This window comes from Bacillus arachidis, assembly GCF_030285945.1.
Taxonomy (GTDB): domain Bacteria; phylum Bacillota; class Bacilli; order Bacillales; family Bacillaceae_G; genus Bacillus_A; species Bacillus_A arachidis.
In genome coordinates, this window is the sequence record NZ_CP127376.1 from 1,542,345 (window position 1) to 1,567,787 (window position 25,443).

The 25,443-nt window shown below is 36.1% G+C and carries 29 protein-coding genes; 28 read left to right on the forward strand and 1 reads right to left on the reverse strand.

Features of this window, described 5'->3' with window-relative positions; translation table 11 throughout:
- Positions 1-39 precede the first annotated feature (39 nt).
- From QRY57_RS09370 to QRY57_RS09420, 11 genes are all read left to right on the forward strand, one after another.
- Positions 40-1,302 carry a tetratricopeptide repeat protein gene (locus QRY57_RS09370; protein WP_208016824.1) on the forward strand — a complete coding sequence of 421 codons (1,263 nt, stop codon included), beginning with the start codon at positions 40-42 and terminating at the stop codon, positions 1,300-1,302.
- Between the two features lie 71 nt (positions 1,303-1,373).
- Positions 1,374-1,910: a ReoY family proteolytic degradation factor gene (locus QRY57_RS09375; protein ID WP_026591192.1), complete on the forward strand. Its 537-nt coding sequence runs from the start codon at positions 1,374-1,376 to the stop codon at positions 1,908-1,910.
- A gap of 161 nt (positions 1,911-2,071) precedes the next feature.
- The gene (locus tag QRY57_RS09380; RefSeq protein ID WP_286017253.1) at positions 2,072-2,533 is read left to right on the forward strand and encodes a YpiF family protein; all 462 of its coding nucleotides are present in this window, start codon (positions 2,072-2,074) and stop codon (positions 2,531-2,533) included.
- 141 nt (positions 2,534-2,674) lie between these two features.
- Positions 2,675-3,187 (forward strand): menaquinol-cytochrome c reductase iron-sulfur subunit, encoded by a 513-nt coding sequence (gene qcrA / locus QRY57_RS09385; RefSeq protein ID WP_026591190.1) that lies wholly within the window; start codon positions 2,675-2,677, stop codon positions 3,185-3,187.
- Positions 3,188-3,862 (forward strand): menaquinol-cytochrome c reductase cytochrome b subunit, encoded by a 675-nt coding sequence (qcrB, locus tag QRY57_RS09390; RefSeq protein WP_000932700.1) that lies wholly within the window; start codon positions 3,188-3,190, stop codon positions 3,860-3,862.
- A gap of 53 nt (positions 3,863-3,915) precedes the next feature.
- Positions 3,916-4,683, forward strand: coding sequence for a menaquinol-cytochrome c reductase cytochrome b/c subunit (gene qcrC / locus QRY57_RS09395; protein WP_286017254.1), 768 nt, complete (start codon positions 3,916-3,918; stop codon positions 4,681-4,683).
- Positions 4,684-4,949: 266 nt separating this feature from the next.
- Entirely contained in the window at positions 4,950-5,540 is a 591-nt protein-coding gene (gene lhaT / locus QRY57_RS09400) for a lipoprotein heptaprenylglyceryl N-acetyltransferase LhaT (protein WP_286017255.1), read from the forward strand.
- Between the two features lie 27 nt (positions 5,541-5,567).
- Positions 5,568-6,254, forward strand: a complete 687-nt coding sequence (lit, locus tag QRY57_RS09405) for a lipoprotein intramolecular transacylase Lit (RefSeq protein ID WP_026591187.1) — start codon at positions 5,568-5,570, stop codon at positions 6,252-6,254.
- 126 nt (positions 6,255-6,380) lie between these two features.
- The gene (ypjB, locus tag QRY57_RS09410) at positions 6,381-7,169 is read left to right on the forward strand and encodes a sporulation protein YpjB (RefSeq protein WP_286017256.1); all 789 of its coding nucleotides are present in this window, start codon (positions 6,381-6,383) and stop codon (positions 7,167-7,169) included.
- A gap of 103 nt (positions 7,170-7,272) precedes the next feature.
- Entirely contained in the window at positions 7,273-7,956 is a 684-nt protein-coding gene (locus tag QRY57_RS09415) for a zinc metallopeptidase (protein ID WP_208016826.1), read from the forward strand.
- A 253-nt stretch (positions 7,957-8,209) separates the two neighbouring features.
- On the forward strand, positions 8,210-8,851 hold the full coding sequence (locus QRY57_RS09420; RefSeq protein ID WP_026591184.1) for a uracil-DNA glycosylase: 642 nt from the start codon (positions 8,210-8,212) through the stop codon (positions 8,849-8,851).
- Between the two features lie 86 nt (positions 8,852-8,937).
- Here QRY57_RS09420 and QRY57_RS09425 read toward each other — a convergent pair whose 3' ends face one another.
- Positions 8,938-9,819 carry a YitT family protein gene (locus QRY57_RS09425; protein WP_026591183.1) on the reverse strand — a complete coding sequence of 294 codons (882 nt, stop codon included), beginning with the start codon at positions 9,817-9,819 and terminating at the stop codon, positions 8,938-8,940.
- Between the two features lie 301 nt (positions 9,820-10,120).
- Here QRY57_RS09425 and QRY57_RS09430 point away from each other — a divergent pair, with 301 nt between their 5' ends.
- From QRY57_RS09430 to QRY57_RS09510, 17 genes are all read left to right on the forward strand, one after another.
- Positions 10,121-10,462: a nucleotide pyrophosphohydrolase gene (locus QRY57_RS09430; protein WP_051588565.1), complete on the forward strand. Its 342-nt coding sequence runs from the start codon at positions 10,121-10,123 to the stop codon at positions 10,460-10,462.
- The gene (gene dapB / locus QRY57_RS09435) at positions 10,462-11,262 is read left to right on the forward strand and encodes a 4-hydroxy-tetrahydrodipicolinate reductase (protein WP_026591181.1); all 801 of its coding nucleotides are present in this window, start codon (positions 10,462-10,464) and stop codon (positions 11,260-11,262) included. The genes QRY57_RS09430 and dapB overlap by 1 nt, the downstream gene beginning before the upstream one ends.
- Before the next feature lie 14 nt (positions 11,263-11,276).
- Complete coding sequence (mgsA, locus tag QRY57_RS09440; protein WP_026591180.1) at positions 11,277-11,672, forward strand: methylglyoxal synthase; 396 nt, start codon at positions 11,277-11,279, stop codon at positions 11,670-11,672.
- Between the two features lie 11 nt (positions 11,673-11,683).
- Positions 11,684-12,388 (forward strand): bacillithiol biosynthesis deacetylase BshB1, encoded by a 705-nt coding sequence (gene bshB1, locus QRY57_RS09445; RefSeq protein WP_286017257.1) that lies wholly within the window; start codon positions 11,684-11,686, stop codon positions 12,386-12,388.
- Positions 12,385-13,530 carry an N-acetyl-alpha-D-glucosaminyl L-malate synthase BshA gene (bshA, locus tag QRY57_RS09450; protein WP_286017258.1) on the forward strand — a complete coding sequence of 382 codons (1,146 nt, stop codon included), beginning with the start codon at positions 12,385-12,387 and terminating at the stop codon, positions 13,528-13,530. Before bshB1 ends, bshA begins: the two co-directional genes overlap by 4 nt.
- Positions 13,517-14,710 (forward strand): CCA tRNA nucleotidyltransferase, encoded by a 1,194-nt coding sequence (locus tag QRY57_RS09455; RefSeq protein WP_286017259.1) that lies wholly within the window; start codon positions 13,517-13,519, stop codon positions 14,708-14,710. The genes bshA and QRY57_RS09455 overlap by 14 nt, the downstream gene beginning before the upstream one ends.
- A complete protein-coding gene (locus QRY57_RS09460; RefSeq protein ID WP_286017260.1) occupies positions 14,695-15,675 on the forward strand; it encodes a biotin--[acetyl-CoA-carboxylase] ligase in 981 nt (326 codons plus the stop codon). The genes QRY57_RS09455 and QRY57_RS09460 overlap by 16 nt, the downstream gene beginning before the upstream one ends.
- A gap of 379 nt (positions 15,676-16,054) precedes the next feature.
- Complete coding sequence (gene panB / locus QRY57_RS09465; RefSeq protein ID WP_090691146.1) at positions 16,055-16,891, forward strand: 3-methyl-2-oxobutanoate hydroxymethyltransferase; 837 nt, start codon at positions 16,055-16,057, stop codon at positions 16,889-16,891.
- Entirely contained in the window at positions 16,891-17,739 is an 849-nt protein-coding gene (gene panC, locus QRY57_RS09470) for a pantoate--beta-alanine ligase (RefSeq protein WP_286017261.1), read from the forward strand. The genes panB and panC overlap by 1 nt, the downstream gene beginning before the upstream one ends.
- A gap of 12 nt (positions 17,740-17,751) precedes the next feature.
- Positions 17,752-18,135, forward strand: coding sequence for an aspartate 1-decarboxylase (panD, locus tag QRY57_RS09475; RefSeq protein WP_026591173.1), 384 nt, complete (start codon positions 17,752-17,754; stop codon positions 18,133-18,135).
- A 204-nt stretch (positions 18,136-18,339) separates the two neighbouring features.
- A complete protein-coding gene (gene dinG, locus QRY57_RS09480) occupies positions 18,340-21,132 on the forward strand; it encodes an ATP-dependent DNA helicase DinG (protein WP_286017262.1) in 2,793 nt (930 codons plus the stop codon).
- A gap of 389 nt (positions 21,133-21,521) precedes the next feature.
- The gene (locus QRY57_RS09485) at positions 21,522-21,692 is read left to right on the forward strand and encodes a YpmA family protein (protein ID WP_000412180.1); all 171 of its coding nucleotides are present in this window, start codon (positions 21,522-21,524) and stop codon (positions 21,690-21,692) included.
- 7 nt (positions 21,693-21,699) lie between these two features.
- Positions 21,700-22,176, forward strand: coding sequence for a cell wall elongation regulator TseB-like domain-containing protein (locus tag QRY57_RS09490; RefSeq protein ID WP_208016835.1), 477 nt, complete (start codon positions 21,700-21,702; stop codon positions 22,174-22,176).
- 18 nt (positions 22,177-22,194) lie between these two features.
- Positions 22,195-23,382, forward strand: a complete 1,188-nt coding sequence (aspB, locus tag QRY57_RS09495; RefSeq protein ID WP_286017263.1) for an aspartate transaminase AspB — start codon at positions 22,195-22,197, stop codon at positions 23,380-23,382.
- Between the two features lie 149 nt (positions 23,383-23,531).
- Complete coding sequence (dnaD, locus tag QRY57_RS09500; protein WP_026591169.1) at positions 23,532-24,239, forward strand: DNA replication protein DnaD; 708 nt, start codon at positions 23,532-23,534, stop codon at positions 24,237-24,239.
- A 15-nt stretch (positions 24,240-24,254) separates the two neighbouring features.
- Positions 24,255-24,902: an endonuclease III gene (nth, locus tag QRY57_RS09505; protein WP_026591168.1), complete on the forward strand. Its 648-nt coding sequence runs from the start codon at positions 24,255-24,257 to the stop codon at positions 24,900-24,902.
- Positions 24,903-24,906: 4 nt separating this feature from the next.
- Positions 24,907-25,425 (forward strand): YpoC family protein, encoded by a 519-nt coding sequence (locus QRY57_RS09510; RefSeq protein ID WP_286017264.1) that lies wholly within the window; start codon positions 24,907-24,909, stop codon positions 25,423-25,425.
- Positions 25,426-25,443 lie beyond the last annotated feature (18 nt).

A 25,443-nucleotide genomic window follows, 5' to 3' on the forward strand; every position in this document is an offset into this window, starting at 1 on the left:
GAACAGAAGAGAATATTATAAGAGTTAAAGGAGAAATTTATGCAAAAGTTTGAACAAGCTGTTTCTTACATTGAAAACGGTGAAGCGGAAAAAGGATTAGAACTATTAAAAGAATTGGTAAAACAAGGGACGGACGAAGAAAAATATGATATCGCCCGTTACTATCATACACTTGGATTTATTGATGAAGCGTTAGCTATTACAGAAGACCTACGTTTGTTATATCCCGAAGAAAGCGAGTTTACAATATTTTTAGCAGAATTATACATTGATTTAGATAAAGAAGACGAGGCGATCGAAGTACTTCATGATATTCCTGAAGATGATGAACTATATGTTCAATCTCTATTACTTGTTGCAGATTTATTTCAAATGCAGGGCTTCGATGATGTTGCGGAACAAAAACTATTAAAAGCAAAAGAAATGATGCCAGAAGAGCCTGTTATTACTTTTGGATTAGCAGAACTCTATAGCAGTAAAGGTGAAGAGCAAAAAGCGATTGCCTATTATGAGTCATTACTTGCTGAGCATAAAGTAATGGGAGGCGTTGTGATTGCTCTTCGTTTAGCTGAAACGTTAAGTGCAATTGGAAACTGGGAAGAAGCTATTACGTATTATGAAGAAGGGCTAGAAGAGCAGAAAGATATTCATTCTTTATTCGGCTATGCATTTACACTTTATCAAGGCGAAGAGTATCAAAGAGCAATAGGGGCCTGGAAAGAATTAAAAGAATTAGATCCAGAATATGCTTCTTTATATATGTATTTAGCTAAATGTTATGAAAAAGAAGGGATGCTTCAAGAAAGCTATGAAACACTTCATGAAGGAATTAAAATTGATGAATTATCCGTACCTCTTTATGTAGAACTTGCAAATATTGCAGCAAAGATAGGAAAGCTAGCAGAAGCAGAAGAATTGCTTCAAAAAGCATTACAGCTTGATCCGGGACATTTAGGTGCGATATTAAAATATGCATATATCTTAAAAGAACAAGAAAAATATGAAGAACTAATTGCTGCTGTAGAAAATGCAATGGATAGTGGAGAGCAGGATACACAATTACTTTGGGATCTGGCATTTGCGAAAAAACAATTAGAAATGTATTCTGATGCATTAAAACACTATGAGAGTGCATATACTTCTTTTAAGAATCATCCAGATTTCTTGGAAGAGTACGGTTATTTCCTGTTAGAAGAAGGCCTACGAAAAGAGGCAAAAGAAGTATTTACACGCTTACTACAACTGGACCCGACACAAATTCACATCGAAGAATTGCTATATAATTTAGAGGATTTTTCATAAGTTGGAAGGAAAGTGCATGCTGCTTCTTGAATCTAAATAAAAAAAGAAAGACAGAGGAGGGACTAAGCGCTATGAATACCCCTGTTTCTGTAAACGAGAAGAAGGATTTTGTAAAGTGGTTTTTAAACAATTACCAACTGAAACAGCGTGAATGTGTATGGATTTTAAATTATTTAATGAGTCATGATCAATTAATGCACAAAGTCCACTTCGTAGAACATGCAAAATACTGTCCTCGTGGTTTAGTGATGTCAGCAAATTGTGTAAAAGATACACCGTTTCACTTCTTTAAACAAAATGTTATGACGACGGATGCAGAAAAATCGTTTCATGACATCCGTTTAAATCGAGATGAGGACATTTATATTCAGCTTAATTTTAAATCATCGTTCCAAAATGCAAATTATGTAGCAGTATTAGAAGAAAATCCGTACTTACCAAAGCATATTGAAGTAAATGAAAAAGATCGTTTACTTGCGGAACGATTTTTAGAAGAGAGTGTATTTTCATTTCGAAGAGACCGACTTTTAAAGCAAATTGATGAAGCGCTCGACAATCAGGATAAGGAAACTTTTTGTAAGTTAACCGAGGAATTAAAAAGCTTATAAGGAATAATTTTTTTATTTAATTTTGACAAATTTCCGACTACTTAAAGAAAAACTACCTATATTAGGTAGTTTTTCTTTTTTTACCCGTTTTAGTATGGTTTAATAGATATAAAGTGAAAGTTCTGTCATTTAGATTAAAATAACAAGTAAAGGAGGGAATTATGATGAAATGGGTTGTAAAAGATGCGGAGCAATTTGAACAAGCTAGGGAGTATGTGGATACTGGTATTATACCCCTTCTTTCTATTTCCGTAGCAAAAGAAATGAAGGGGATTGTAGAGCAAGGAGAATTTATTCAAACTTTAAGTATAGAATTAGAAAGAGAATATAAAGGAAGAGTACTCTTACTACCTCCTTTTACTTATTTAGCGGAGCAACAAAAGAAAGAGCAAGCGCGATTGCAAGAGTGGGCAAGCCATTTACAAGACCAAGGACTGAAACATATTGCGTATGTTACCAGTGATTTGGGATGGAAAGAGGCTGAAGATATGCTACCAGGTCATTTGTTTTGGTTACCATCTCTATCGTTAGAACAATTTAGTGATCAAGCGAAAAGAGAAGTAATTCAGGCACATGTAAAAAATATAATGTCTCTATTGACTGAAAAATGGGAAAATAAATAATAAACAGATAGTTCTTATGATTATGAGTAGTATGATATTGACCTGTGCATGTGGGTATTATATCATGAAAGTGTCCTATTTTTTATTTTTTATACTGGTTTGTCACGAGGGGACAATTTCTGATAGAGGGGGGAAATTTTCGTGAGCGAGAAAGAACATCGTGTGTCAAGAAGACAGTTTTTAAACTACACGCTTACAGGTGTAGGGGGGTTTATGGCAGCTGGTATTTTAATGCCGATGACGCGTTTTGCACTTGATCCGGTTTTAAGGAAAGAGGCGGGGGGAGAGATGGTTCCTGTTGCACAAGTTAAAGAGATTACAACAGAACCAAAACGCTTTGACTTTAAGGTAAAGCAGGTTGATGGTTGGTACAAGTCCGAAGAACCTAAATCTGCTTGGGTGCACAAAGATGAAAGCGGAGACATTGTAGCGTTTTCGCCAGTGTGTAAACATTTGGGGTGCACGGTTAACTGGAATTCGGATAAGTCGCATCCTAATCAATTTTTTTGTCCGTGTCACGGAGGACGTTACACAAAAGATGGCATAAACATAAAAGGAACGCCGCCTCTTGCTCCACTTGATGTGTATGAATCTAAAGTGAAGGATGGAACGCTTTATTTAGGAAAAGCAAAGCCAAGAGGGGGTGCGAAATAGATGTTAAATAAAATTTATGATTGGGTGGACGAGCGGCTAGATATTACACCGATATGGCGTGATATTGCAGACCATGAAGTACCCGAACATGTAAATCCGGCGCATCATTTTTCTGCATTCGTCTACTGCTTTGGGGGACTTACGTTTTTTGTTACTGTAATTCAAATTTTGTCAGGAATGTTTTTAACAATGTATTATGTACCTGATATTAAAAATGCTTGGGAATCAGTTTATTATTTACAAAATGAAGTTGCATATGGGCAAATTGTTCGTGGCATGCATCATTGGGGTGCCAGTCTGGTAATTGTAATGATGTTTTTACATACACTTAGGGTTTTCTTCCAAGGTGCATATAAGAAACCTCGTGAATTAAACTGGATTGTCGGTGTTCTTATTTTCTTTGTTATGCTAGGTCTTGGTTTTACTGGATATTTATTACCATGGGATATGAAAGCACTATTTGCAACAAAAGTAGGGATTCAAATTGCGGAGCAAACACCGCTTATCGGTCCTTATATTAAAACATTACTTGCTGGTCACTCCGAAATTGTCGGGGCTCAAACATTAACTCGCTTCTTTGCTATTCACGTCTTCTTCTTACCAGCAGCACTTCTAGGTCTAATGGCCTTCCACTTCATCATGATTCGCAAACAAGGTATTTCTGGTCCGCTATAAGAGATTGCTAATTTGAAAGAATAGAAGAAAAACTGAATTAAAGGAGGGAGATTATGCATCGCGGTAAAGGGATGAAGTTTGTGGGAGATTCACGAGTACCTGTAGCACGTAAACCGAATATCCCAAAAGATTATTCTGAATATCCAGGGAAAACAGAAGCTTTTTGGCCGAACTTCTTGTTAAAAGAATGGATGGTTGGTGCGGTTTTTTTAATCGGTTATTTATGTTTAACAGTGGCGCATCCGTCACCACTTGAGAGAATGGCGGATCCTACAGATGCAGGGTATATACCACTTCCAGACTGGTACTTCTTATTTTTATATCAATTGTTAAAATATTCATACGCATCAGGCTCATATACTGTAATCGGTGCATTTATTATGCCAGGAATTGCGTTTGGAGCATTGTTATTGGCTCCATTTCTCGATCGAGGCCCTGAAAGACGTCCGTTGAAGCGTCCAGTGGCAACTGGATTTATGCTATTAGCGATAGCTTCCATCATCTTTTTAACATGGGAGTCTGTGGCACATCATGACTGGGAAGCTGCAAAAAAACAGGGTGCAATTGTTAAAACGACACAGGTGGATAAAAATGATGATGGTTATAAATTAATGCAAAAAAATACATGTTTAACATGTCATGGTGATAACTTACAAGGGGGTGCAGCAGCACCAGCATTACAAAACTTAACGTTAAAACCAGAAGAAATTGCAAAGATTGCGAAAGATGGAAAAGGTGCAATGCCTAAAGGGGTATTTAAAGGTACGGATGAAGAAGCGAAGAAACTTTCAGAATTTATTGCAAAGTATAATAAGAAATAAGTGAAGGCTGACTACAATTTTTTGTAGTCAGCTTTTCTATTTAGAAGAGGAAGTTTGTTATAATATATATACATTTTGTTTTTCAATTTAAAAGTGTCTGCTATGAAGAACAAAAGGTAATCGCTATTTATTTTCTCGTTGTGTTTCTCACTTGGCATGAGGTAAAGGATCTGACCACTACTATGCATGAACGGATGCTCTCTCCTACTTAAAAGGACTGGTTTTTATAAAGAATTACTATATTTGAAAGGTGTTGTACATATAGATTGGCTTATTTGTATGCATTATTAAGACAGCGTTCAGTTTTAATATTTTTACTTATTATTAATATTCTAGGAACAATATTTGGTTTTGTTTGGTATGGAGAACAACTGATGGAAACTTCAATGATATTCTGGCCATTTGTTCCGGATAGCCCTATCGCAAGTTTATTTTTTGTAATCGTGTTATTTGCATTTTTAAGAAATAAAAATTGGGGACTAATAGAAGCGTTAGCAATCGTTTCGTTAATGAAATATGGTATTTGGGCTGTTGTTGTAAATGGTATTATGTTTATGGTTCAGGGCGATCTTGGGTTTATGGGCTATATGTTGGTATTTTCTCATTTTGCAATGGCCGTGCAAGGTTTATTGTATGCTCCGTTTTACCGTATTAAAAAGTGGCATTTTGTTGTAGCGAGTATATGGACATTACATAATGATGTAATCGACTATTTATTTTGGCAAATGCCGAGATATGGTATTATGCATTTGTTTGTTGAACAGATTGGTTATTTTACATTTTGGCTAAGTATTGTTGTACTAGCTATTACATATTATTATTGTTTGAGAAGGAATCGAAAGCAGTTTTTGTTATGAATTTAAATGAGGAATTGGGGGAAATGAATGAATGCAAATAAGATAGGACCAAGAGTGCTGGATAGCTGTATAAATTCTATTGTCTCATACTGTATCGCATTTTTTATTTTTGCTGCTGCAACTACAATTGTTGTATATGGAAAATGGATATATTATGCAGATATACATTTTTTAAATATACCAGATTTAGCAAATATGACAGAGTCTGAAATTAAGAGAAACTATGATGTGCTGATTACATATCTTTCTCCTTTTTATCAAGGATCATTACAGTTTCCTACACTGGATATGTCAACAAGCGGAAGAATTCATTTTGTTGATGTGAAAAATATTTTAGTGAAAATTCAATACGGAATGTGCATGGCGCTCGGTATTGTTTTATTGGGTGGGTGGTACTTATTACGAAAAAGAAAGGTGAAGTTTTTATTACATGGTGCAATTTTGACTATTATATTTCCGATTGCGCTTACTTTACCCATTGCCATTAATTTTGAAAAGAGCTTTGTACTATTTCATAAACTTCTTTTTACTAATGATTATTGGCAGTTTGATAGTGAAACGGATCCGGTTATTTTAATGCTACCAGAACAGTTTTTTATGCATGCAGCATGTGTTATTTTATTATTGATTTTATGTGGTAGTGCGATTTGTTATTTTATGTATCGTTATTTACGAAAAAAGAGTAAAACTTCAATGAAGAATCTTTATTCATAAAGTAAAACTTTCATTAGTCGAGAGTTCATCCCTTAACAATTAACATAAAATATTTTTCAACCTTGTTCTGTTCTATTCTTGTCCACCTTAACATATTTTGTACTAGTAGTTATAGGGGGGACCGGGATGAAAAGAGTCTTAATTGGAATGATAGCATTTCTGATTATATTGTTTCCAGTACGCATATATGCTGAAAAATGGAATGAGTTAACGGTACTACTAGATGATTCATTACAACTTGTAAAACAGGAAGAATATGAGAAAGCAACGCAAGTATTGCGAAGTTTTTCAGAGCGATTTGTATTACGAGAGAACACAAAGGAAAATAAACTAACACCTATGCATTTTCGGATAATTTCTTTAGCATATGACAAGGCACAGCAATCGCTTGGAGAAGAAAGTGTAGATCGTCAAATAAAAATAGATGATGTATTAGCATTACAACTGGCGGTAGATGCGGAGGTATCTAAGTATCAACCGCTTTGGATAGAACGAGAAGGACGTGTTATGGGGGCTTTTGCTAAAGTTGAAAAAACACTTCAAGCAGGAGATAATGAAGGTTTCCAACAATCGTTAAATACATTTCTTCGTGAATTTGATGTGATTTATCCAAGTTTAATGATTGCATTGCCAGAAAATCAATCGCAGCGTGTAAATGCGCATTTATCGTATTTGGATGAATTTCGTAATGTTATGTTAAAAAATAAAAGTGGACAAACGCAATTAGGGATTATAAAAGAAGATTTACAAAAAATATTCCAAACAGCAAAGAAAGATGAAGTGGATTCGTCTCTCATATGGTTTATGACAATTACAGGTGGGATCATTTTGTTTACATTAACATACGTTGGCTGGAGAAAATATAAGGGAGAGAAAGCAAAACGTACCAGCGGGATGCATTCTAAAAATCGATAATATTACGAATATAGACAAGGATTGTAAGGTTTCTTTATTGACAATGTGTAAAGAAGAAAATAGAATGGAAAGTACTAAATAATTAAGACTTCACTGGAGGTTCATGATGTTTTATTTAATTTACTTCGCGATCATTATGATCATACCGTTGTATGCACAGTCTAAAGTACGTAGTGCTTACAGTAAGTATTCGCAAGTGTATTCAACATCCGGTATGACAGGAGCGGAAGTGGCTCGGAAAATTTTAGATGAGAATGGATTATACAATGTAGCTGTAGAAGAAACACCAGGTCATTTATCAGATCATTATGACCCAACAGCAAAGACCGTTCGTTTATCAACGGATAACTATTATGGTCATTCTGTTGCGGGAACAGCGGTAGCGGCTCATGAAGTAGGACATGCGATTCAAGATGCAAAAGATTATAACTTTATGCGTGTTCGTCATTCATTAGTGCCTATGGCGAATTTTGGATCAAATATGTCATGGATTTTTATCTTAATTGGTATGTTTGCACAAATGACTGGTTTATTGTTACTAGGGATTATTTTAATGGCTGCAGGTGTACTGTTTCAACTTGTTACATTACCAGTTGAATTTGATGCATCCAAACGTGCAATGCAGCAAATTGAAGCTCTTGGAATTGTATCGACAGATGAATATGGGCAAGCTCGTAAAGTATTAAACGCAGCAGCATTAACATATGTGGCAGCAGCAGCAGTTGCAGTATTTGAATTGCTTCGTCTAGTGTTAGTATATACGGGTATGCAACGTAGTGACGATTAAAGGCTATCAATTTTGATAGTCTTTTTTATTATGCTTGGATTTTAGGGAAATTTGGTAACTCAAACTTAACTGTTGGAACGAATTCTAATGTGAATTTTTGTAGAGATGAAATTCATCTTTATAGAATAAGAAGATGGAAATTTTTTTACTAGGTTTAATTTCATTTGTTTTTTTGTTCTACGTGTAATTCGGTAATAGAATTCTAGAGAGAAAGTTATAATAAGAATAGGTAGAATGATTAAGATTAAAGGTGATGAGTATGCAATATCCAGCTTCATTAGTGATGCATGTGAAAGAGCGTAGTGTTAACTATGCCGTAGAGGGATTTATAAGTGGACAAGGTCCTGAAAAGCCGAAATTGATGCTTGTTGGAGAAGCACCTGGAGAAACTGAAATTCATAATGGTATTCCATTTAGTGGAAGAGCAGGAGAGCAGTTAATGGTTTTTTTAGAACATATTGGTTTAAAAAGAGAAGAAGTATATATTACAAGTGCTGTTCGTAGTCGGCCTTATACATGGAGAGAGAAAAGAGAGCGGAGCGGGCAAATTATTCAGAAGAAATACAATCGAACTCCTAATCAGAGAGAAGTACTTGCACATGCTCCTTTGTTAGATTATGAGATAGAGCATGTGCAAGCGCCGGTTATTGTCACACTTGGAAATATTGCACTAAAGCGTTTAGTGGGATCAGGTAAAAAGATTACTGATGTTCATGGGGAATTATTACAACAACCAGTGCGGAAATTGAAAAATAATCAAAGCACAGATTTTGTATGGACTGAGCAAGTGTATAATATTTTTCCGACATTTCATCCAGCTTCAATTTTTTATAATAGAAGCTTATTGGAATTAATTTATGCTGATTTAGAAAAGTTGAGGGAGTATATAAAGTAGAATTGTAAAACGCCTAGAAAAGCTTATTTGGACTTGAAAGCTTTTCTAGGTACACATATGGGTTTATGCTTGAAGAATTCATGTAGTTAATTATGTAACGGGTTTTTATTCTCATCTAGTGTAAATCCTTCACCAACTACATCATGTACATCGCTTACTGCAACAAATGCATGAGGATCCACAGAAGTGATAATATTTTTTAATTTTACGATTTCATTTTTTGCAACAACACAATAAAGGACATTTCGTTCAATCTTTGTATAGGAACCAACAGCTTTTAAAAAGGTAGCCCCGCGCTCCATTTCGGATAGAATTTTGGCTGCGATTTCGTCATTTTTGTCAGAAATAATGGTTGCTCCTTTCGCTGCATATGCCCCTTCTTGCATAAAATCAATCACCTTCGCTCCGATAAAGACAGCAACTAACGTATACATGCCTTCGCGATAAGATAAGTATGTGAGAATTGAGATGACAATGACAACAGCGTCAAACATAAACATCGTTTTTCCCATGCTCCAGCCAATATATTTATGTGCTAATCGCGCAATAATATCGACACCGCCAGTTGTCCCGCCGTATTTAAATATAATTCCGAGGCCAATGCCAATAAAGGCACCTGCGAACAATGCAGCTAACGTCATATCGTTTTGCAAATTTAAATGTAAATTTAATGATTCATAGCGTTGGAAAATCCAAAGAAATAAAGAAACACTAAATGTTCCGATTAATGTATATAAGAAAGTTGTTCGTCCTAGTAACTTCCAACCGACGAAAAAGAGAGGGATGTTTAAGAGTAAATTTGTATATGATGGATCAAGTGAAAATAGAAAATAAAGTAATAACGTAATTCCTGTAAAGCCACCTTCTGCTAAGTGATTTTCAATATTAATATTTACGATGCCAAAAGAGAAGATAGCGGAACCAATCAAAATAAATATAATGTTTTGAATCTTCAAGTTAGTTTTCATGTCGTAAGCCCCCTAATATGTAATTGTTACTTTGCTCCGCTAAAACGATAAAATACAGAAAATAGTTTTACTTTGCCCTGCGCCAACGGCTGGTAGGAGATAAAGCTAAGAATGGGCGGACCATCCGTAGGAGCCAGATTGGTTAGGGCTAATCTTTTGCAAGAAGAGCGTTTGCGAAAGAAAGTTTCACTTTATTATAGTCTATCCAAAAATACGTGGCAAATAGGGGGAAGAGGAATAATATTTGTCAAATCGCCATGAATTGGCTAACATGAAAGAGGAAGGATTAGAGGTGAACAATATGGAACAAAAAACGATGAAAGATATGCAGAAAGAAGTTGATGCATATATTAGTCAATTTAAAGAAGGTTATTTCAGTCCGCTTGCAATGATGGCACGTTTGACAGAAGAAATGGGTGAACTTGCAAGAGAAGTGAATCACTATTACGGTGAAAAACCGAAGAAAACGACTGAAAAAGCTCGAACAATTGAAGAGGAACTTGGAGATGTATTATTTGTTATGATCTGTATGGCAAATAGCTTACATATTGATTTAGAAACAGCACATAACATTGTAATGAATAAATTTAATATACGTGATAAAGATCGCTGGACACGTATTGAAGAGGGAGAGAAAGAGTAATGAAAGATATTAAAGTAATTATTGCTGGACCAAGAGGACGCATGGGATATGAAGCTGTACTTCTAATGGAGAGAACGCCACATTTTCAATTAGTAGCAGCAGTTGATTATAAACATGGTGGTGACAAAATTTCAAATCTTCCAGGAATGCCAGCATTAGATGCCCCAATCTATGCGGACTTACATACTTGTTTAAATGAAGTAGAAGCGGATGTATTGCTAGATTTAACGACACCAGAAATCGGAAAAAAACACGTTACACTTGCTGTTGAACATGGTCTTCGTTCTGTTATCGGTACGACAGGGTTTACAGAAGAAGAACTTCAACATTTAACAGATACTGCGAAAGAAAAACAAGTAGGTACAATTATTGCTCCAAACTTTGCAGTTGGTGCAGTACTTATGATGAAGTTTTCGCAAATGGCAGCGAAATATTTCCAAGATGTTGAAGTGATTGAATTACATCATGATCAAAAACTAGATGCTCCTTCGGGAACAGCTGTAAAAACAGTAGACTTAATCCGTCAAAATCGTGAACCAAAACAACAAGGTCATCCAAATGAAACAGAACAATTAAAAGGAGCACGTGGTGCGAATGTAGATGGGATTCACATTCATAGCGTACGTTTACCAGGCCTTATTGCGCATCAAGAAGTATTGTTTGGTGGAGATGGACAGATGTTAACGGTTCGTCATGATTCATTCAATCGAGCATCATTTATGTCTGGAGTAAAATTATCTATCGAAACAGTAATGAATCTTGATCATCTTGTATATGGATTAGAGAATATCATCGACTAAAGGGGAGAAAACGGATGAAGATTGCCTTAATCGCACACGACAAAAAGAAGGATGATATGGTTTCGTTCGCATACGCATATAAACCAATCTTTGAACAACATGAACTTTTTGCAACAGGAACAACAGGTCTTCGTATTATGGAAGCGACAGGTTTAGAAGTTACAAGATATCAATCTGGTCCTCTTGGTGGTGACCAGGAGATTGGTGCAATGATTGCAAAAAATGATTTAGATATGGTGATTTTCTTCCGAGATCCATTAACAGCACAACCACATGAACCGGATGTAAATGCGTTGCTTCGTTTATGTGATGTATATGCAATTCCGCTTGCAACGAACATGGCAAGTGCAGAAATGTTAATGCACGCATTAGATCGAGGGGATTTGGACTACCGAAAGTTAAGAAAATGAGGGGAACAATTATGAGTGGATTACATATATTAGCGTTTGGTGCCCATGCCGATGATGTTGAAATCGGCATGGCAGGCACCATTGCAAAATATACGAAACAAGGATATCAAGTTGGCATCTGTGATTTAACAGAGGCTGATTTATCTTCAAACGGAACGGTCGAATTAAGAAAAAAAGAGGCCCAGACAGCTGCTCGTATTATGGGAGTAGAAACGCGGATTAATTTAGCAATGCCGGACCGTGGTTTGTATATGAAAGAAGAATATATACGGGAAATCGTAAAGATTATTCGTACATATAAACCGACGCTAATTTTTGCACCATATTATGAAGATCGTCACCCAGATCATGCGAATTGTGCAAAACTTGTGGAAGAAGCGGTATTTTCAGCGGGTGTTCGTAAATATATGCCAGAAATTCCGCCACACCGTGCGCAATCTTTTTATTATTATATGATTAATGGTTTTCATAAACCTAATTTCTGTATAGATATTAGTAAGCAGCTTTCTGAAAAGATAGCAGCGTTAGAAGCGTATGAAAGTCAGTTTGCAACTGGAAGTGATGGGGTTAAGACACCTTTAACGGAAGGGTATGTTGAAACGATTATTGCTCGTGAGAAAATGTTTGGAAAAGAAGTTGGAGTTATGTATGCTGAAGGATTTATGAGTAAAAAGCCAGTTTTATTACATGCTGATTTAATAGGGGGATGTAAATGAAATTGAAAATAGGTATAACATGTTATCCTTCTGTGGGTGGTTCAGGAGTTGTGGGTACGGAACTTGGAAAGCAATTGGCTGAACGAGGTCATGAAATTCACTTTATTACCTCTGGAGTTCCATTCCGATTAAATAAAGTATATCCAAACATTTATTTTCATGAAGTAACGGTAAATCAATATTCTGTCTTTCAATATCCACCTTACGATTTAGCATTAGCAAGTAAAATGGCAGAGGTGGCGCAGAGAGAAAACTTGGATATTTTACATGTGCACTACGCAATACCACATGCAATTTGTGCATACTTAGCGAAGCAGATGATTGGAGACGATATTAAAATCGTTACGACGTTACATGGAACTGATATTACTGTACTTGGTTCAGACCCTTCTCTAAATAATTTAATACGGTTTGGTATTGAGCGATCTGATGCTGTTACAGCTGTATCTCACTCGTTAATTCAAGAAACAAATGAGCTTGTAAAGCCAAATAAAGAAATTCAGACTGTATATAATTTTATTGATGAGCGTGTCTATTTTAAGAGAGATATGTCCCAACTAAAAAAAGAGTATGGCATACGTGAAGGTGAAAAGGTATTAATTCATATTTCGAATTTTCGTAAGGTCAAGCGTGTACAAGATGTTGTCCAGTCATTTGCTAACATTGTAAAAGAAGTGGATGCGAAATTATTACTTGTTGGTGATGGACCAGAATTTTGTACAATTGTACAGTTGGTGAAAAGCTTACATATTGAAGAACATGTTTTGTTTTTAGGAAAACAGGATAATGTTGCAGAGCTTCTTGCCATGAGTGACTTAATGTTACTTTTATCGGAAAAAGAAAGCTTTGGTCTTGTTTTACTAGAAGCAATGGCTTGTGGTGTGCCATGTATTGGAACACGGGTTGGGGGCATTCCAGAGGTTATTAAACATGGTGAAACGGGATATATATGCAAAGTTGGTGATACGTTAGGCATAGCAAAACAAGCAATACAACTACTTAAGAATAAAGAGCTTCATCAAAATATGGCAGAACAAGCGATGGCAGCTGTATATGAGCAATTTCGTTCAGGAAAAATTGTTTCACAATATGAGAAGATTTATTATGACATACTAAGGGATGACAAACATGAAACGATTTAAGCAGGCTGCAGAGATTATTGAAATATTAAACCGACATGGACATGAGGCGTATTTCGTTGGTGGAAGTGTTCGGGATTTTATTATTGGTAGACCAATTGGTGATATTGATATTGCAACATCGGCTTTACCAGAAGAAGTAATGAATCTATTTTCGCGTCATGTTCCTGTCGGTCTTGAGCACGGTACTGTTATTGTTTTACAAGAAGGAGTTCCTTATGAAGTGACGACCTTTCGAACAGAAAGCGAATATGAGGATTTTCGACGACCAAGCAGTGTTCAATTTGTGCGTTCATTAGAAGAGGACTTGCAGAGACGTGATTTTACAATGAATGCAATTGCGATGACAGAACAGGGAAAAATCATTGATTTATTTGGTGGGCAAGAGGCGATTAAAACGAAAGAAATTATAACTGTAGGAGATGCATCTTCTCGTTTTCAAGAAGATGCACTACGTATGATGCGTGGTATTCGCTTTGTTAGTACTTTAGGCTTCTCTTTAGAGGAACAAACGAAGCATGCGATTGAAAAGTATGGACATTTGTTGGAACATATAGCGATTGAAAGAATTACGGTTGAGTTTGAAAAGTTGTTGACAGGTACATATTGTGTAAAGGGGCTTCAAAAACTAGTAGAGACAAAATTATTTACGCATTTACCGTATTTACAAATGTCAGAAGAGAGAATTTTAAAAGCTGCGCAATATAAATGGGATTCTTTTGAAACGGAAATTGAGGCGTGGGCATTTTTCCTATATTGTATTGGTGAAGAACATCCATCAGTTTTCTTACGTCAATGGAAATTTTCAAATAAAAAAATAAAAGATATTGTAGCTGTTATATTAGCAATCCGTTCTAGAAAAACAAAGTCTTGGGATGCAGTCTTTCTATACAAAACAGGTTTGCAGACTGCTTTAATGGCTGAAAGAGTATATCAAGCTATTATAGAAAAATATGATATGTCTTCTGTAAATCAAGTGCAGTCATTATTTAATTCATTATCTATCCATAATCGTCAGGAAATGAAAGTAAGTGGTAATGATTTATTAGGTTGGACAGAAAAAAAGCCGGGACCATGGGTGGCAGAAGTGTTGCAAAGAATTGAAGAAGAAATTTTACAAGAACGATTAGAAAATGAGAAAGAAAAAATAAGGGAGTGGCTACACGGATGCAATCTACTATAAGAAAACAATTATTACAAGTTTTTTCTGAAGCAGATGGCGAATTTGTATCTGGTCAAATAATTAGTGACAAGCTTGGCTGCTCAAGAACCGCTGTTTGGAAACATATGGAGGATCTTCGAAGTGAAGGGTATGAACTAGAAGCTGTACGCCGCCTTGGCTATCGGATTGCTAGTAAACCAGATAAAGTAACAGCGAATGAAATTCAATTAGGCTTACAGACGGAATTTATAGGGAGAACGGTTTATTTTGAAGAATCTGTAGAGTCTACGCAGCATATTGCAGCAAAACTTGCTTATGAAGGTGCAGCAGAAGGGACGATTGTTGTGGCGGAAGAACAAACGGCAGGGCGCGGTCGTTTGAGTAGAAAATGGCATTCACCAAAAGGGACAGGAATTTGGATGAGTATCATTTTGCGTCCGGCTATTCCAGTTCATCATGCGCCTCAACTTACACTATTAGCAGCTGTTAGTGTAGCTCAAGCGATTGAAAAATGTGCAGGTGTACATGTTGGAATTAAATGGCCTAACGATATTTTAATACAAGGTAAAAAGGCTGTTGGTATTTTAACAGAGATGCAGGCTGATCCAGATAAAATTAACGCTGTTATTATGGGAATAGGCATTAATGCAAACCAGGGGCAAGAGCATTTTGCTGATGAGATTAAGCAAATCGCAACCTCTTTAGCGATTGAATCAGGTAAACCAATTGTTCGAGCGGAGCTTATGCAACAGATCTTTTTACAAATGGAGAAGTTATATCAAGAATATGTAACGAATGGTTTTTCGGTTATTAAACTTCTTTGGGAAAGTTATGCGATAAGTATAGGAAAAGAGATTACGGCTCGAACGATGAAAGATACGATTACAGGTATCGCAAGAGGAATTACAGCAGATGGTGTACTTATGTTAGAAGATGATAAAGGGCAGATTCATCATATTCATTCTGCGGATATAGAAATTAAGTGAAGAGAAGTTCCAATTTGGGAGCTTCTTTTTATTTGTATATTTGCGGGGTAGGAATCAAATTGTGGATAACGGTTAATTGGTATTTTGAAAATTTCACATACTGTAATAAAATAGAAAATTATTTTTTCAAAAAAATGTAGTAATTTTATTTCTTTGTTTGCTATAATTAGTTCGAATATGGGCAGTATCTGAGTGAACTGCACCGTTATTTCAAGTGATGAAGAAAAATAATTTGGATTCTGCCTTGATCCAACAACGGACTGGGACAGAGGGATGAATTTTGCCGACTAACACAACCCTTCTGCTCTTTTGTGGCCAGAGGGGTTTTTTATATGATTTCGGTCATCTCCTCTCTCCTGAAATAAAGGAGGAGTAATTTTTGAAAACGACAACAGATTTTTTGAAAATGAAAGAGAAAGGTGAGCCGATTACGATGCTTACTGCGTATGATTATCCATCTGCTAAGCTTTCAGAAGAAGCTGAAGTCGATATGATTTTAGTAGGGGATTCTCTTGGAATGGTTGTACTTGGATACGATTCAACGATTCCAGTAACTGTAGATGATATGATTCATCATACGAAAGCGGTGCGCCGTGGAGCTAAGGACACTTTTATTGTAACGGATATGCCGTTTATGTCTTACCATGTATCTTTGCAAGAAACAATGCATAATGCACGTCGTATTATTCAAGAGAGCGGAGCACATGCAGTGAAAGTGGAAGGGGCTGATGAGGTAGTATCAATCATTCGCTTCTTAACGAATGCAGGAATTCCTGTTGTATCCCATCTTGGTTTAACACCTCAATCTGTGGGGGTATTAGGTGGTTATAAAGTGCAAGGAAAAGATGCGGAAAGTGCAAAGAAATTGTTAGAAGATGCGAAGAGGTGTGAAGAAGCTGGTGCGATGGCAATCGTTTTAGAATGCGTACCAATGCAATTAGCAGAGCTTGTATCACAGCAACTGACAATTCCTACAATAGGCATTGGTGCAGGGAGCAAAGTAGACGGCCAAGTGCTTGTTTATCACGATCTCATTACGTATGGAGTGGAGCGTGTTCCAAAATTTGTGAAGCAATATACGTCTGTTCAGGAAGAAATTGTACGCGGGATCTCACAATATGTTGCTGAAGTAAAAGCAAGACAATTTCCTGAAGAAAAACATTCATTCACAATGAAAGAGGAAGAGTGCTTAGCGTTATACGGAGGGAAACAGTAATGAAAATTATAACAACAGTGCAAGAGATGCAGAGAATTGCCAGTGAAATTCGTGCAAGTGGGAAAGAAAGTGGATTTGTTCCAACGATGGGATATTTACATGAAGGGCATGCTACTTTATTACGTCAAGCACGAGAAGAGAATGAAGTGGTTATTTTAAGTGTATTTGTAAATCCATTGCAGTTTGGACCGAATGAAGATTTGGATCGCTATCCTCGGGACATTGTTAGGGATGAGAAGGTAGCAAAAGAAGCTGGAGTCGATTATTTATTTTATCCGAGTGTGGAAGAAATGTACCCAGCAGAACAGACTACAAAAGTTGAGGTTGTAAAGCGGACAGACGTGTTATGCGGTAAGCAACGACCAGTTCATTTTTCTGGTGTTGCGACTGTATTGATGAAGCTATTTAATATTACAATGCCGAATCGTGCCTATTTTGGTATGAAAGACGCACAGCAAGTTGCTGTTATTGAAGGGTTTGTACGTGATTTTAATATTCCAATTACAATTGTACCTGTTGATATTGTTAGGGAAGAAGACGGATTAGCAAGAAGTTCTCGCAATGTATATTTATCGGAGAAAGAGCGCGAGGAAGCGCCGCATTTATATCGTAGCTTATGTATAGCGAAGGAGCGGATTGAAGAGGGAGAGCGTAATCCACAAGTGGTTACAAACCTCGTGAAAGAATACATTGAAAAAAATACACAAGGTACTGTTGATTATGCAGATCTATATACGTATCCAGCTTTGACAGAGTTAGAGGTAATTCAAGGACGTATTATTCTTGCAATTGCAGTGAAATTTGAAAATGCACGATTAATTGACAATATAACATTAACAGTTAAATAAGGGGGATCATCTATGTTTCGCACAATGATGAGAGCGAAGTTACACCGCGCGACTGTAACGGAAGCAAATTTAAATTATGTAGGTAGTATTACAATTGATGAAGACTTAATGGATGCAGTCGAGATTGTAGAAAATGAAAAAGTACAAATTGTAAATAATAACAACGGAGCTCGCTTAGAGACGTATGTGATTAAAGGAGAACGTGGAAGCGGCGTTGTTTGTTTAAATGGTGCAGCTGCAAGGCTTGTACAACCTGGAGATAAAGTTATTATTATTTGCTACGGCCTCGTAGCGGCAGAAGAAGTATATAAGCAAGCACCAAAAATTGCGGTGTTAGATGATAACAATCAAATTATTGAAATGTTAGGTGCTGAAAAAGCTGGCACGATTTTATAAAGTAGAATTTTAATTAGTCGGGGACTTCATCCTCACCGATTGAGAGAAACAAAAGAAAAGTTATTCCTTATGGAATAGCTTTTTTATTTTGAAATGAAATCATTTCATTTTGTACATCTTTTCATTAAGATGATATAAAACGTGGTATAGTAACAATATATGAATTTTTATTGTTTGAAAGGGTAAGAAATTGAGGTGTTACATATGAGTAAGCGTTATGTCGTTGTCGATTTAGAGACGACAGGGAACTCCTGGAAAGATGGGAAGGACAGAATTACACAAATTGCAGCTGTTGTAGTAGAAGATGGAGAAATACTGGAAATTTTTTCGTCTTTTGTTAACCCGAAGAGAGAGATTCCCCCATTTATTACAGAATTAACAGGGATTGATGAAAATCTTGTGAAACAAGCCCCGCTATTTTGCGATATTGCGCCAATGGTAGCTGAACTATTACATGGTGCTTATTTTGTTGCACATAACGTTCACTTTGATTGGAATTTTTTGAAGGAAGAATTAAAGCAGGCTGGATATGGAGAAGTAAACTGCCCAAAAATTGATACGGTTGAATTGGCACAAATTTTATTGCCGACAGCTGATAGCTATAAATTGCGCGATTTAGCAAAAAAACATGAATTGGAACACGATCAACCGCATCGTGCGGATAGCGATGCTCTTGTGACAGCAGAATTATTTTTACAATTTCTAAATCAATTAGAAAAACTCCCCCTTGTCACATTACAATCTTTTTATGAGCTAAGCGATGTATTACAAAGTGATATAGCGAATATCATTTCAGAAAATATTTTAAATAAAGTGATGCTTGGTACAGAAGAGGCAAATGAGTACGAAGTATACCGAAATATTGCGCTGCGAAAACGAAATTATGCATTAGAAATGGGTGATGATTGTTCATCTAAATTTGATGCTTTTTTATACAAGTCAATGGAACAACTTGAATTAAAGATGCCAACTTTTGAAAAAAGGGAAAGTCAACAGCGAATGATGAAGGAAATATATACAGCGTTAAGAGATTCTCGTTTTTCATTAATTGAAGCTGGTACGGGTACAGGTAAGACACTTGCTTATTTGCTTCCAAGTATTTATTTTGCAAAGAAAAAAGAAGAGCCAGTTATTATTAGTACGCAAACGGTACAATTGCAACAACAAATGATCGAAAATGAAATTCCTTTATTGCAAAGTATACTACCATTTCCATTCGAAGTGGCTCTCTTAAAAGGAAGGAAACACTACCTTTGTTTACATAAATTTGAATATGCATTGCAAGAAGAAGAGAAGAACTATGATGCTGCGCTTACGAAAGCAAAAATTTTAGTATGGTTACTGCAAACAGAGACTGGTGATCGTGATGAGCTTAATATCCCAGAGGGTGGGAAGTTACTGTGGGATCGTATATGTAGTGACACGTATAGTCCAGGTGGAATGCAAAGCAATTGGTTTAGTCGCTGTTTTTATCAACGTGCAAAAAATAAAGCGTTGTTCGCAGATATTGTTATTACAAATCATGCATTACTATTTCAAGACTTTATTAGCGAAGATCCATTGTTGGGATCATGTGAATATATTATTTTTGATGAAGCTCATCATATTGAAGAAACAGCGACTCGGACACTTGGAGACCAGTTTTCATGCATGTATTTTCAATTGATCTTATCACGATTAGGTACGTTAGAAACAGATGATGTACTATCAAAGGTGTATGAATTGGTGGGAAAATCTAAAAATTCACCACGATCAACTTTTCGGATGTTAAGTCATAGGTTGAAAGAAATTAAATTTGATGCGGATGAATTATTTCAAATGTTACGTACATTTATATTTCAGCAAACACAGCAAGAACAAGGGGCAAATAATATACCACTTATTTATCGATATAATGCGGATCAAGAGGATGGAAAGCTATGGAGGAGTATAGTCGAGTTAACTAATCGCTTCGTATACGAGTTGAGAAAAATACTTACTGTGCTAGATAAACAAGCGGATATATTACAAAGTAAAATTGAATGGGAGATACATGTTGTTACAGGTGAATTTATGCATTTACTTGAAATATTGCGCAAAATGACCGACTCATTACAATTGCTTATACTAGAAAAAACAGCATATGTGACATGGATGGAAACAGAAACGAAAGGTACGATTCATTCCACTGTGTTATATGCACAACCTGTCCATATAGGCGAAAGATTTGCGGATGAGTTCTTAACAAAAAAGAGAAGCGTTATTTTTACTTCGGCGACTTTGACAGTTAATAATACATTTGATTATATGCAGGAACAACTTGGCTTATATGACTTTGCACCAGATACATTAACAGTTTCATCGCCATTTCATTATGAGGAGCAAGTGAAATTAATGGTTCCTACTGATGTCCCTCTTATTAAGGAAGTAAGCGAGGATACGTATATAAGAGAAGTATCCTATCATATTACGAAGATTGCTAAAGCGACAAATGGAAGGATGCTCGTATTATTTACATCATATGAAATGTTAAAGAAAACATATACAAACTTAAAACAAGCGGAGGAATTAGAAGATTTTGTATTACTAACACAAAGTGTTCATAATCGTAGTCGAAGTCGTTTAGTTCGGAAGTTTCAAGAGTTTGATAAATCAATTTTGTTAGGAACAAGTAGTTTTTGGGAAGGGATTGATATTCCTGGAGATGCATTAAGCTGTCTCGTTATTGTTCGATTACCATTTACACCGCCTCATCAGCCGATGATGGAAGCTAAAAGCGAATGGTTGAAAAATAAAGGGGAAGATGTATTTACGAAGTTGGCACTTCCGCAAGCGATTCTTCGTTTTAAACAAGGATTTGGCCGATTAATTCGTACAACGACGGATACTGGAACGGTGTTTGTGTTAGACCGTCGTTTAACTAATTCTTTCTATGGAAAAAGGTTTATGCAATCTATTCCGAATGTTCCTCTTTATGAAGGGACATTAGAACAACTATTAGAGCACTTAGAACAATAATGCCGAAACAAGGAAACTTTAGTTAGTAGGAGTTTCTTCATTCTATACTGGTTCTTCGTTTTTACAAATGGTTTTTAGACGAAAAGTGTACCCTTGTCTAAGTATTATTCCTAGAGGTAGGAAAGATTACGATCCATAAGTAGTGGAATAAATAAAAATATGCCTGAAGTACGATGTACTTCAGGCATGAAATGTGGGTAGGAGGAAATTTATTTTTTCTTACTTCTTGTATACAAATGTTTCGGTTTTCAATTTGAAACCTTTTTTTGCTGAACATGTCCTGCTATAATAGATGGGTGATGAAGCAGGGGTTGTAAAGAATGTACTCTTATTGTAACCGCATTGCGTTCTTCTATAATTAGAAATTTTTGTGTAACGGAGGAGTTTTCATGGAAAAGAAAATCGAAGTGCTATCAACGACGCGTATTAAATATTCGTCTGACTTATATAAAATCGTTGATAGTTTAAATCGCACTTTAAAAGAGCAAGACCTCATGTTCGGATTGGCATTAGACGAAAACGAAAAAGAAACAGCAGTATTTACGATATACAGAACGTAGTGATACAATGAAAAAGTGGATCTTTGCCATCATTATCGTTATCGTTGCCGTTGGGCTATATGGGGTGCATGTTTATAATGCGACAATGGAAAAGAAAATTCCGAAAGAGTCAAAAGTCGTAGAGATTGCGAAAGAAAAAGGAAAACTTTCAGAGGTAAAAACCGTTGACTATTATAATGGAAAATCTTCATATACAGTCGTACAAGGTTTAAATGAAAAAAGAGAACAAACTATCGTTTGGGTACCTGAGAAAGAAGGAAATGTTCTAGTACGAAAAAAGAACGAAGGCATTTCTGAAAAGAAAGCTTTACAGATTGTGGCTAGTGACCGTAAGCCAAAAGAATTTGTAAAGGCAAAATTAGGTGCTGAAAACGATGTTCCGTTGTGGGAAATTACATATATTGATCAAGAAGGTCGTTATACGTATTATTATCTAGAATTTCAAGATGGGAAATATGCTGGATATTACAGCATTGAAAAATAGATGCAGGGGGAACCACAAATGAAATTAGCAAAGCGAGTAGCTGCCTTAACACCGTCTTCAACTTTAGAAATTACAGCAAAGGCACAAGCATTAAAAGCCGAGGGGCATGATGTAATAGGATTAGGTGCAGGGGAACCTGACTTTAATACACCAGAACATATTATGAATGCCGCACATCAAGCAATGCTAGAAGGACATACAAAATATACACCAACTGGTGGATTAGCTACATTAAAACAAGAAATTGCGAAGAAATTTAGTCGTGATCAAGGATTATCCTATGATCCTACTGAGATTATCGTATGTAATGGAGCAAAACATGCACTTTATACGTTGTTTCAAGTGTTACTTGATGAAGAAGACGAAGTTATCATTCCGACTCCTTATTGGGTAAGTTATCCAGAACAAGTAAAGCTTGCTGGTGGTAAACCGGTTTATGTAGAAGGCTTAGAAGACAATCAGTATAAAATTACGCCAGAGCAGCTGCGCGGGGCAATTACAGAGAAAACGAAAGCTGTTATTATTAATTCGCCGAGCAATCCAACAGGGATGATTTACAGTAAGGAAGAATTACAGCAGCTTGGAGAAGTATGTTTAGAACACGATATCTTAATCGTTTCTGATGAGATTTATGAGAAATTGATTTATGGTGGAATCGAGTATACATCTATTGCTCAGCTTTCTAATGCATTAAAGGAACAAACACTTATTATTAATGGTGTATCAAAATCGCACTCTATGACAGGATGGCGCATTGGCTATGCAGCAGGAAATAAGCAGCTTATTAAAGCGATGACAAACTTAGCAAGTCATAGTACGTCAAACCCTACTTCAATTGCTCAATACGGTGCAATTGCTGCGTATGCTGGATCGCAAGAGCCTGTAGAGATGATGCGTCAAGCATTCGAAGAACGATTAAACATTATTTATGATAAATTAATTCAAATTCCCGGTTTCACTTGTATTAAACCACAAGGTGCATTTTATTTATTCCCGAACGTAAAAGAAGCTGTAGCGCTAGCTGGATATGAAACAGTTGATGAATGGGCAAAAGCGTTATTAGAAGAAGAGAAAGTCGCTCTTGTTCCAGGAACAGGATTTGGCGCACCAAACAATGTTCGTTTATCCTATGCAACATCTCTTGAACAATTAGAGAAAGCGTTAGAGCGAATTAATACGTTTATGAGAAGTAAAGTACAGGCTTAAAAAGTTACTTATGTTCATTTTTATCACATAAGTAACTTTGAGCAAATGAAAATGACCTCCCTATCTATTCTATAGGGAGGTTTTTTGACGAATTGTGGTAAAAGGAAATCATAACAGGTGTGTTATACTAGAAAGCGAGGTGTATGGTTATGAAGAAAAAAATGATGTTACAATGGTTTGAACAAGGCAGCATCGCAATTCCGAAATTACTTATGATGCATTATAGAAAATTAGGTTTAAATGAGATGGAATTTATGGTTGTACTCCATGTCCATACCTTTTTAGAGTCGGGGAATTCTTTTCCAACCCCTTCAGAGATTGCAGAACGAATGACAATAACAGAAATGAAATGTATGGAGATCATTCAAGCATTAATTCAAAAAGGTTTTTTAGCCTTAGAAGGTAGTCAAAAATCTGAAGCGATGATGTGCGAAAGTTATTCCTTACAACCGCTTTGGGAAAAGATCTTGCATTTTTTAATGAACGAGACAATAGAAGAAGAAAAAGAAGAACAAAAGCAACTCCAAGTAAATTTATATACAATTTTTGAACGTGAATTTGGTAGACCGTTATCGCCTTTTGAATGTGAAACATTAGCGATGTGGCAAGATCAGGATCAACATCATCCGAATTTAATTCAAGCAGCTCTTCGAGAATCTGTAATGAGTGGAAAACTTAATTTTCGATATATTGATCGCATTCTCTTTGAGTGGAAAAAGAACGGAATTAAGACGGTTGATCAAGCGCAAGATCAAGGACGAAAATTTAGAGCGAATCAACAACGATCGCAGCAAGTAACGAAACAAGAGACGAAATATACAGGGAAAGTCCCCTTTTATAATTGGTTGGAGCAGTGATATAGGAGGAAAGGTATGTTAAACAAGACACAAATTCGTTACTGTTTAGATACAATGGCAGAAATGTATCCAGAAGCACATTGTGAATTAAATCATGACAATCCATTTGAACTTGTAATTGCGGTTGCATTATCTGCACAATGTACAGATGTCCTTGTAAATAAAGTAACGAAAAGCTTATTTCAAAAATATAAGACACCCCAAGATTATCTAAATGTATCTTTAGAAGAATTACAACAGGATATCCGTTCGATCGGATTGTATCGGAACAAAGCGAAAAATATTCAAAAGTTATGCCGAATGTTGCTTGAAGACTATAATGGAGAGGTACCCCAAGATCGTGATGAACTAACAAAACTACCAGGAGTCGGTAGAAAAACTGCAAATGTAGTTGTTTCTGTAGCATTTGATATCCCAGCTATCGCTGTTGATACACATGTGGAACGGGTAAGTAAACGCTTGGCTATTTGCCGTTGGAAAGATTCTGTGCTAGAGGTAGAGAAAACGTTAATGAAGAAAGTTCCAATGGAAGAGTGGGGGGTTACGCATCACCGCATGATTTTCTTTGGACGTTATCATTGCAAAGCACAGCGACCGCAATGCGAAGTATGTCCGCTACTAGAAGTGTGCCGTGAAGGTAAGAAGCGAACGAAAGGAAAATAAAAAGATGGAACAAGTCGTACAAATACCAGATGAATTTCGATGCACTCCTTTTTTTGAAGGGAATATAGACAAGATTGTATATTGTTCAGAGCAAACTTTTGAAGAACTGTTACAAAGTACTTATTTTTTATTTGATATTGAAAAACAATACGAGCCATGGAATGGAATTGATAAGAGTATTCCAATTGTATTAGATGTATGGAAAAGTAAGCAAGAGGATATAGCTAGATTGTTTCGAAATAGAAAGCGAAAAGAAGCGAAAGGTCCCATGATTCAATTTATCGCTCATGTATTATCAGTTTTATACTGGTTAAATGGAAAACCCGTACCAGGGCTGAAAGATATGTGTAGAGAAATTGAAGAGCTAAATATAAAACCTGTTAATTTTATGGAACGATATTTATATATGATAGAGCAACCAAATCATTATCATTCATATATTCAATTAACGCAGCTGTATCTAGAAATAGAAAAACTATATGCGAAAAAAATTATAACAAAAAAGAAGTCACCGTCTCAATAGAGAAAGGTGACTTCTTTT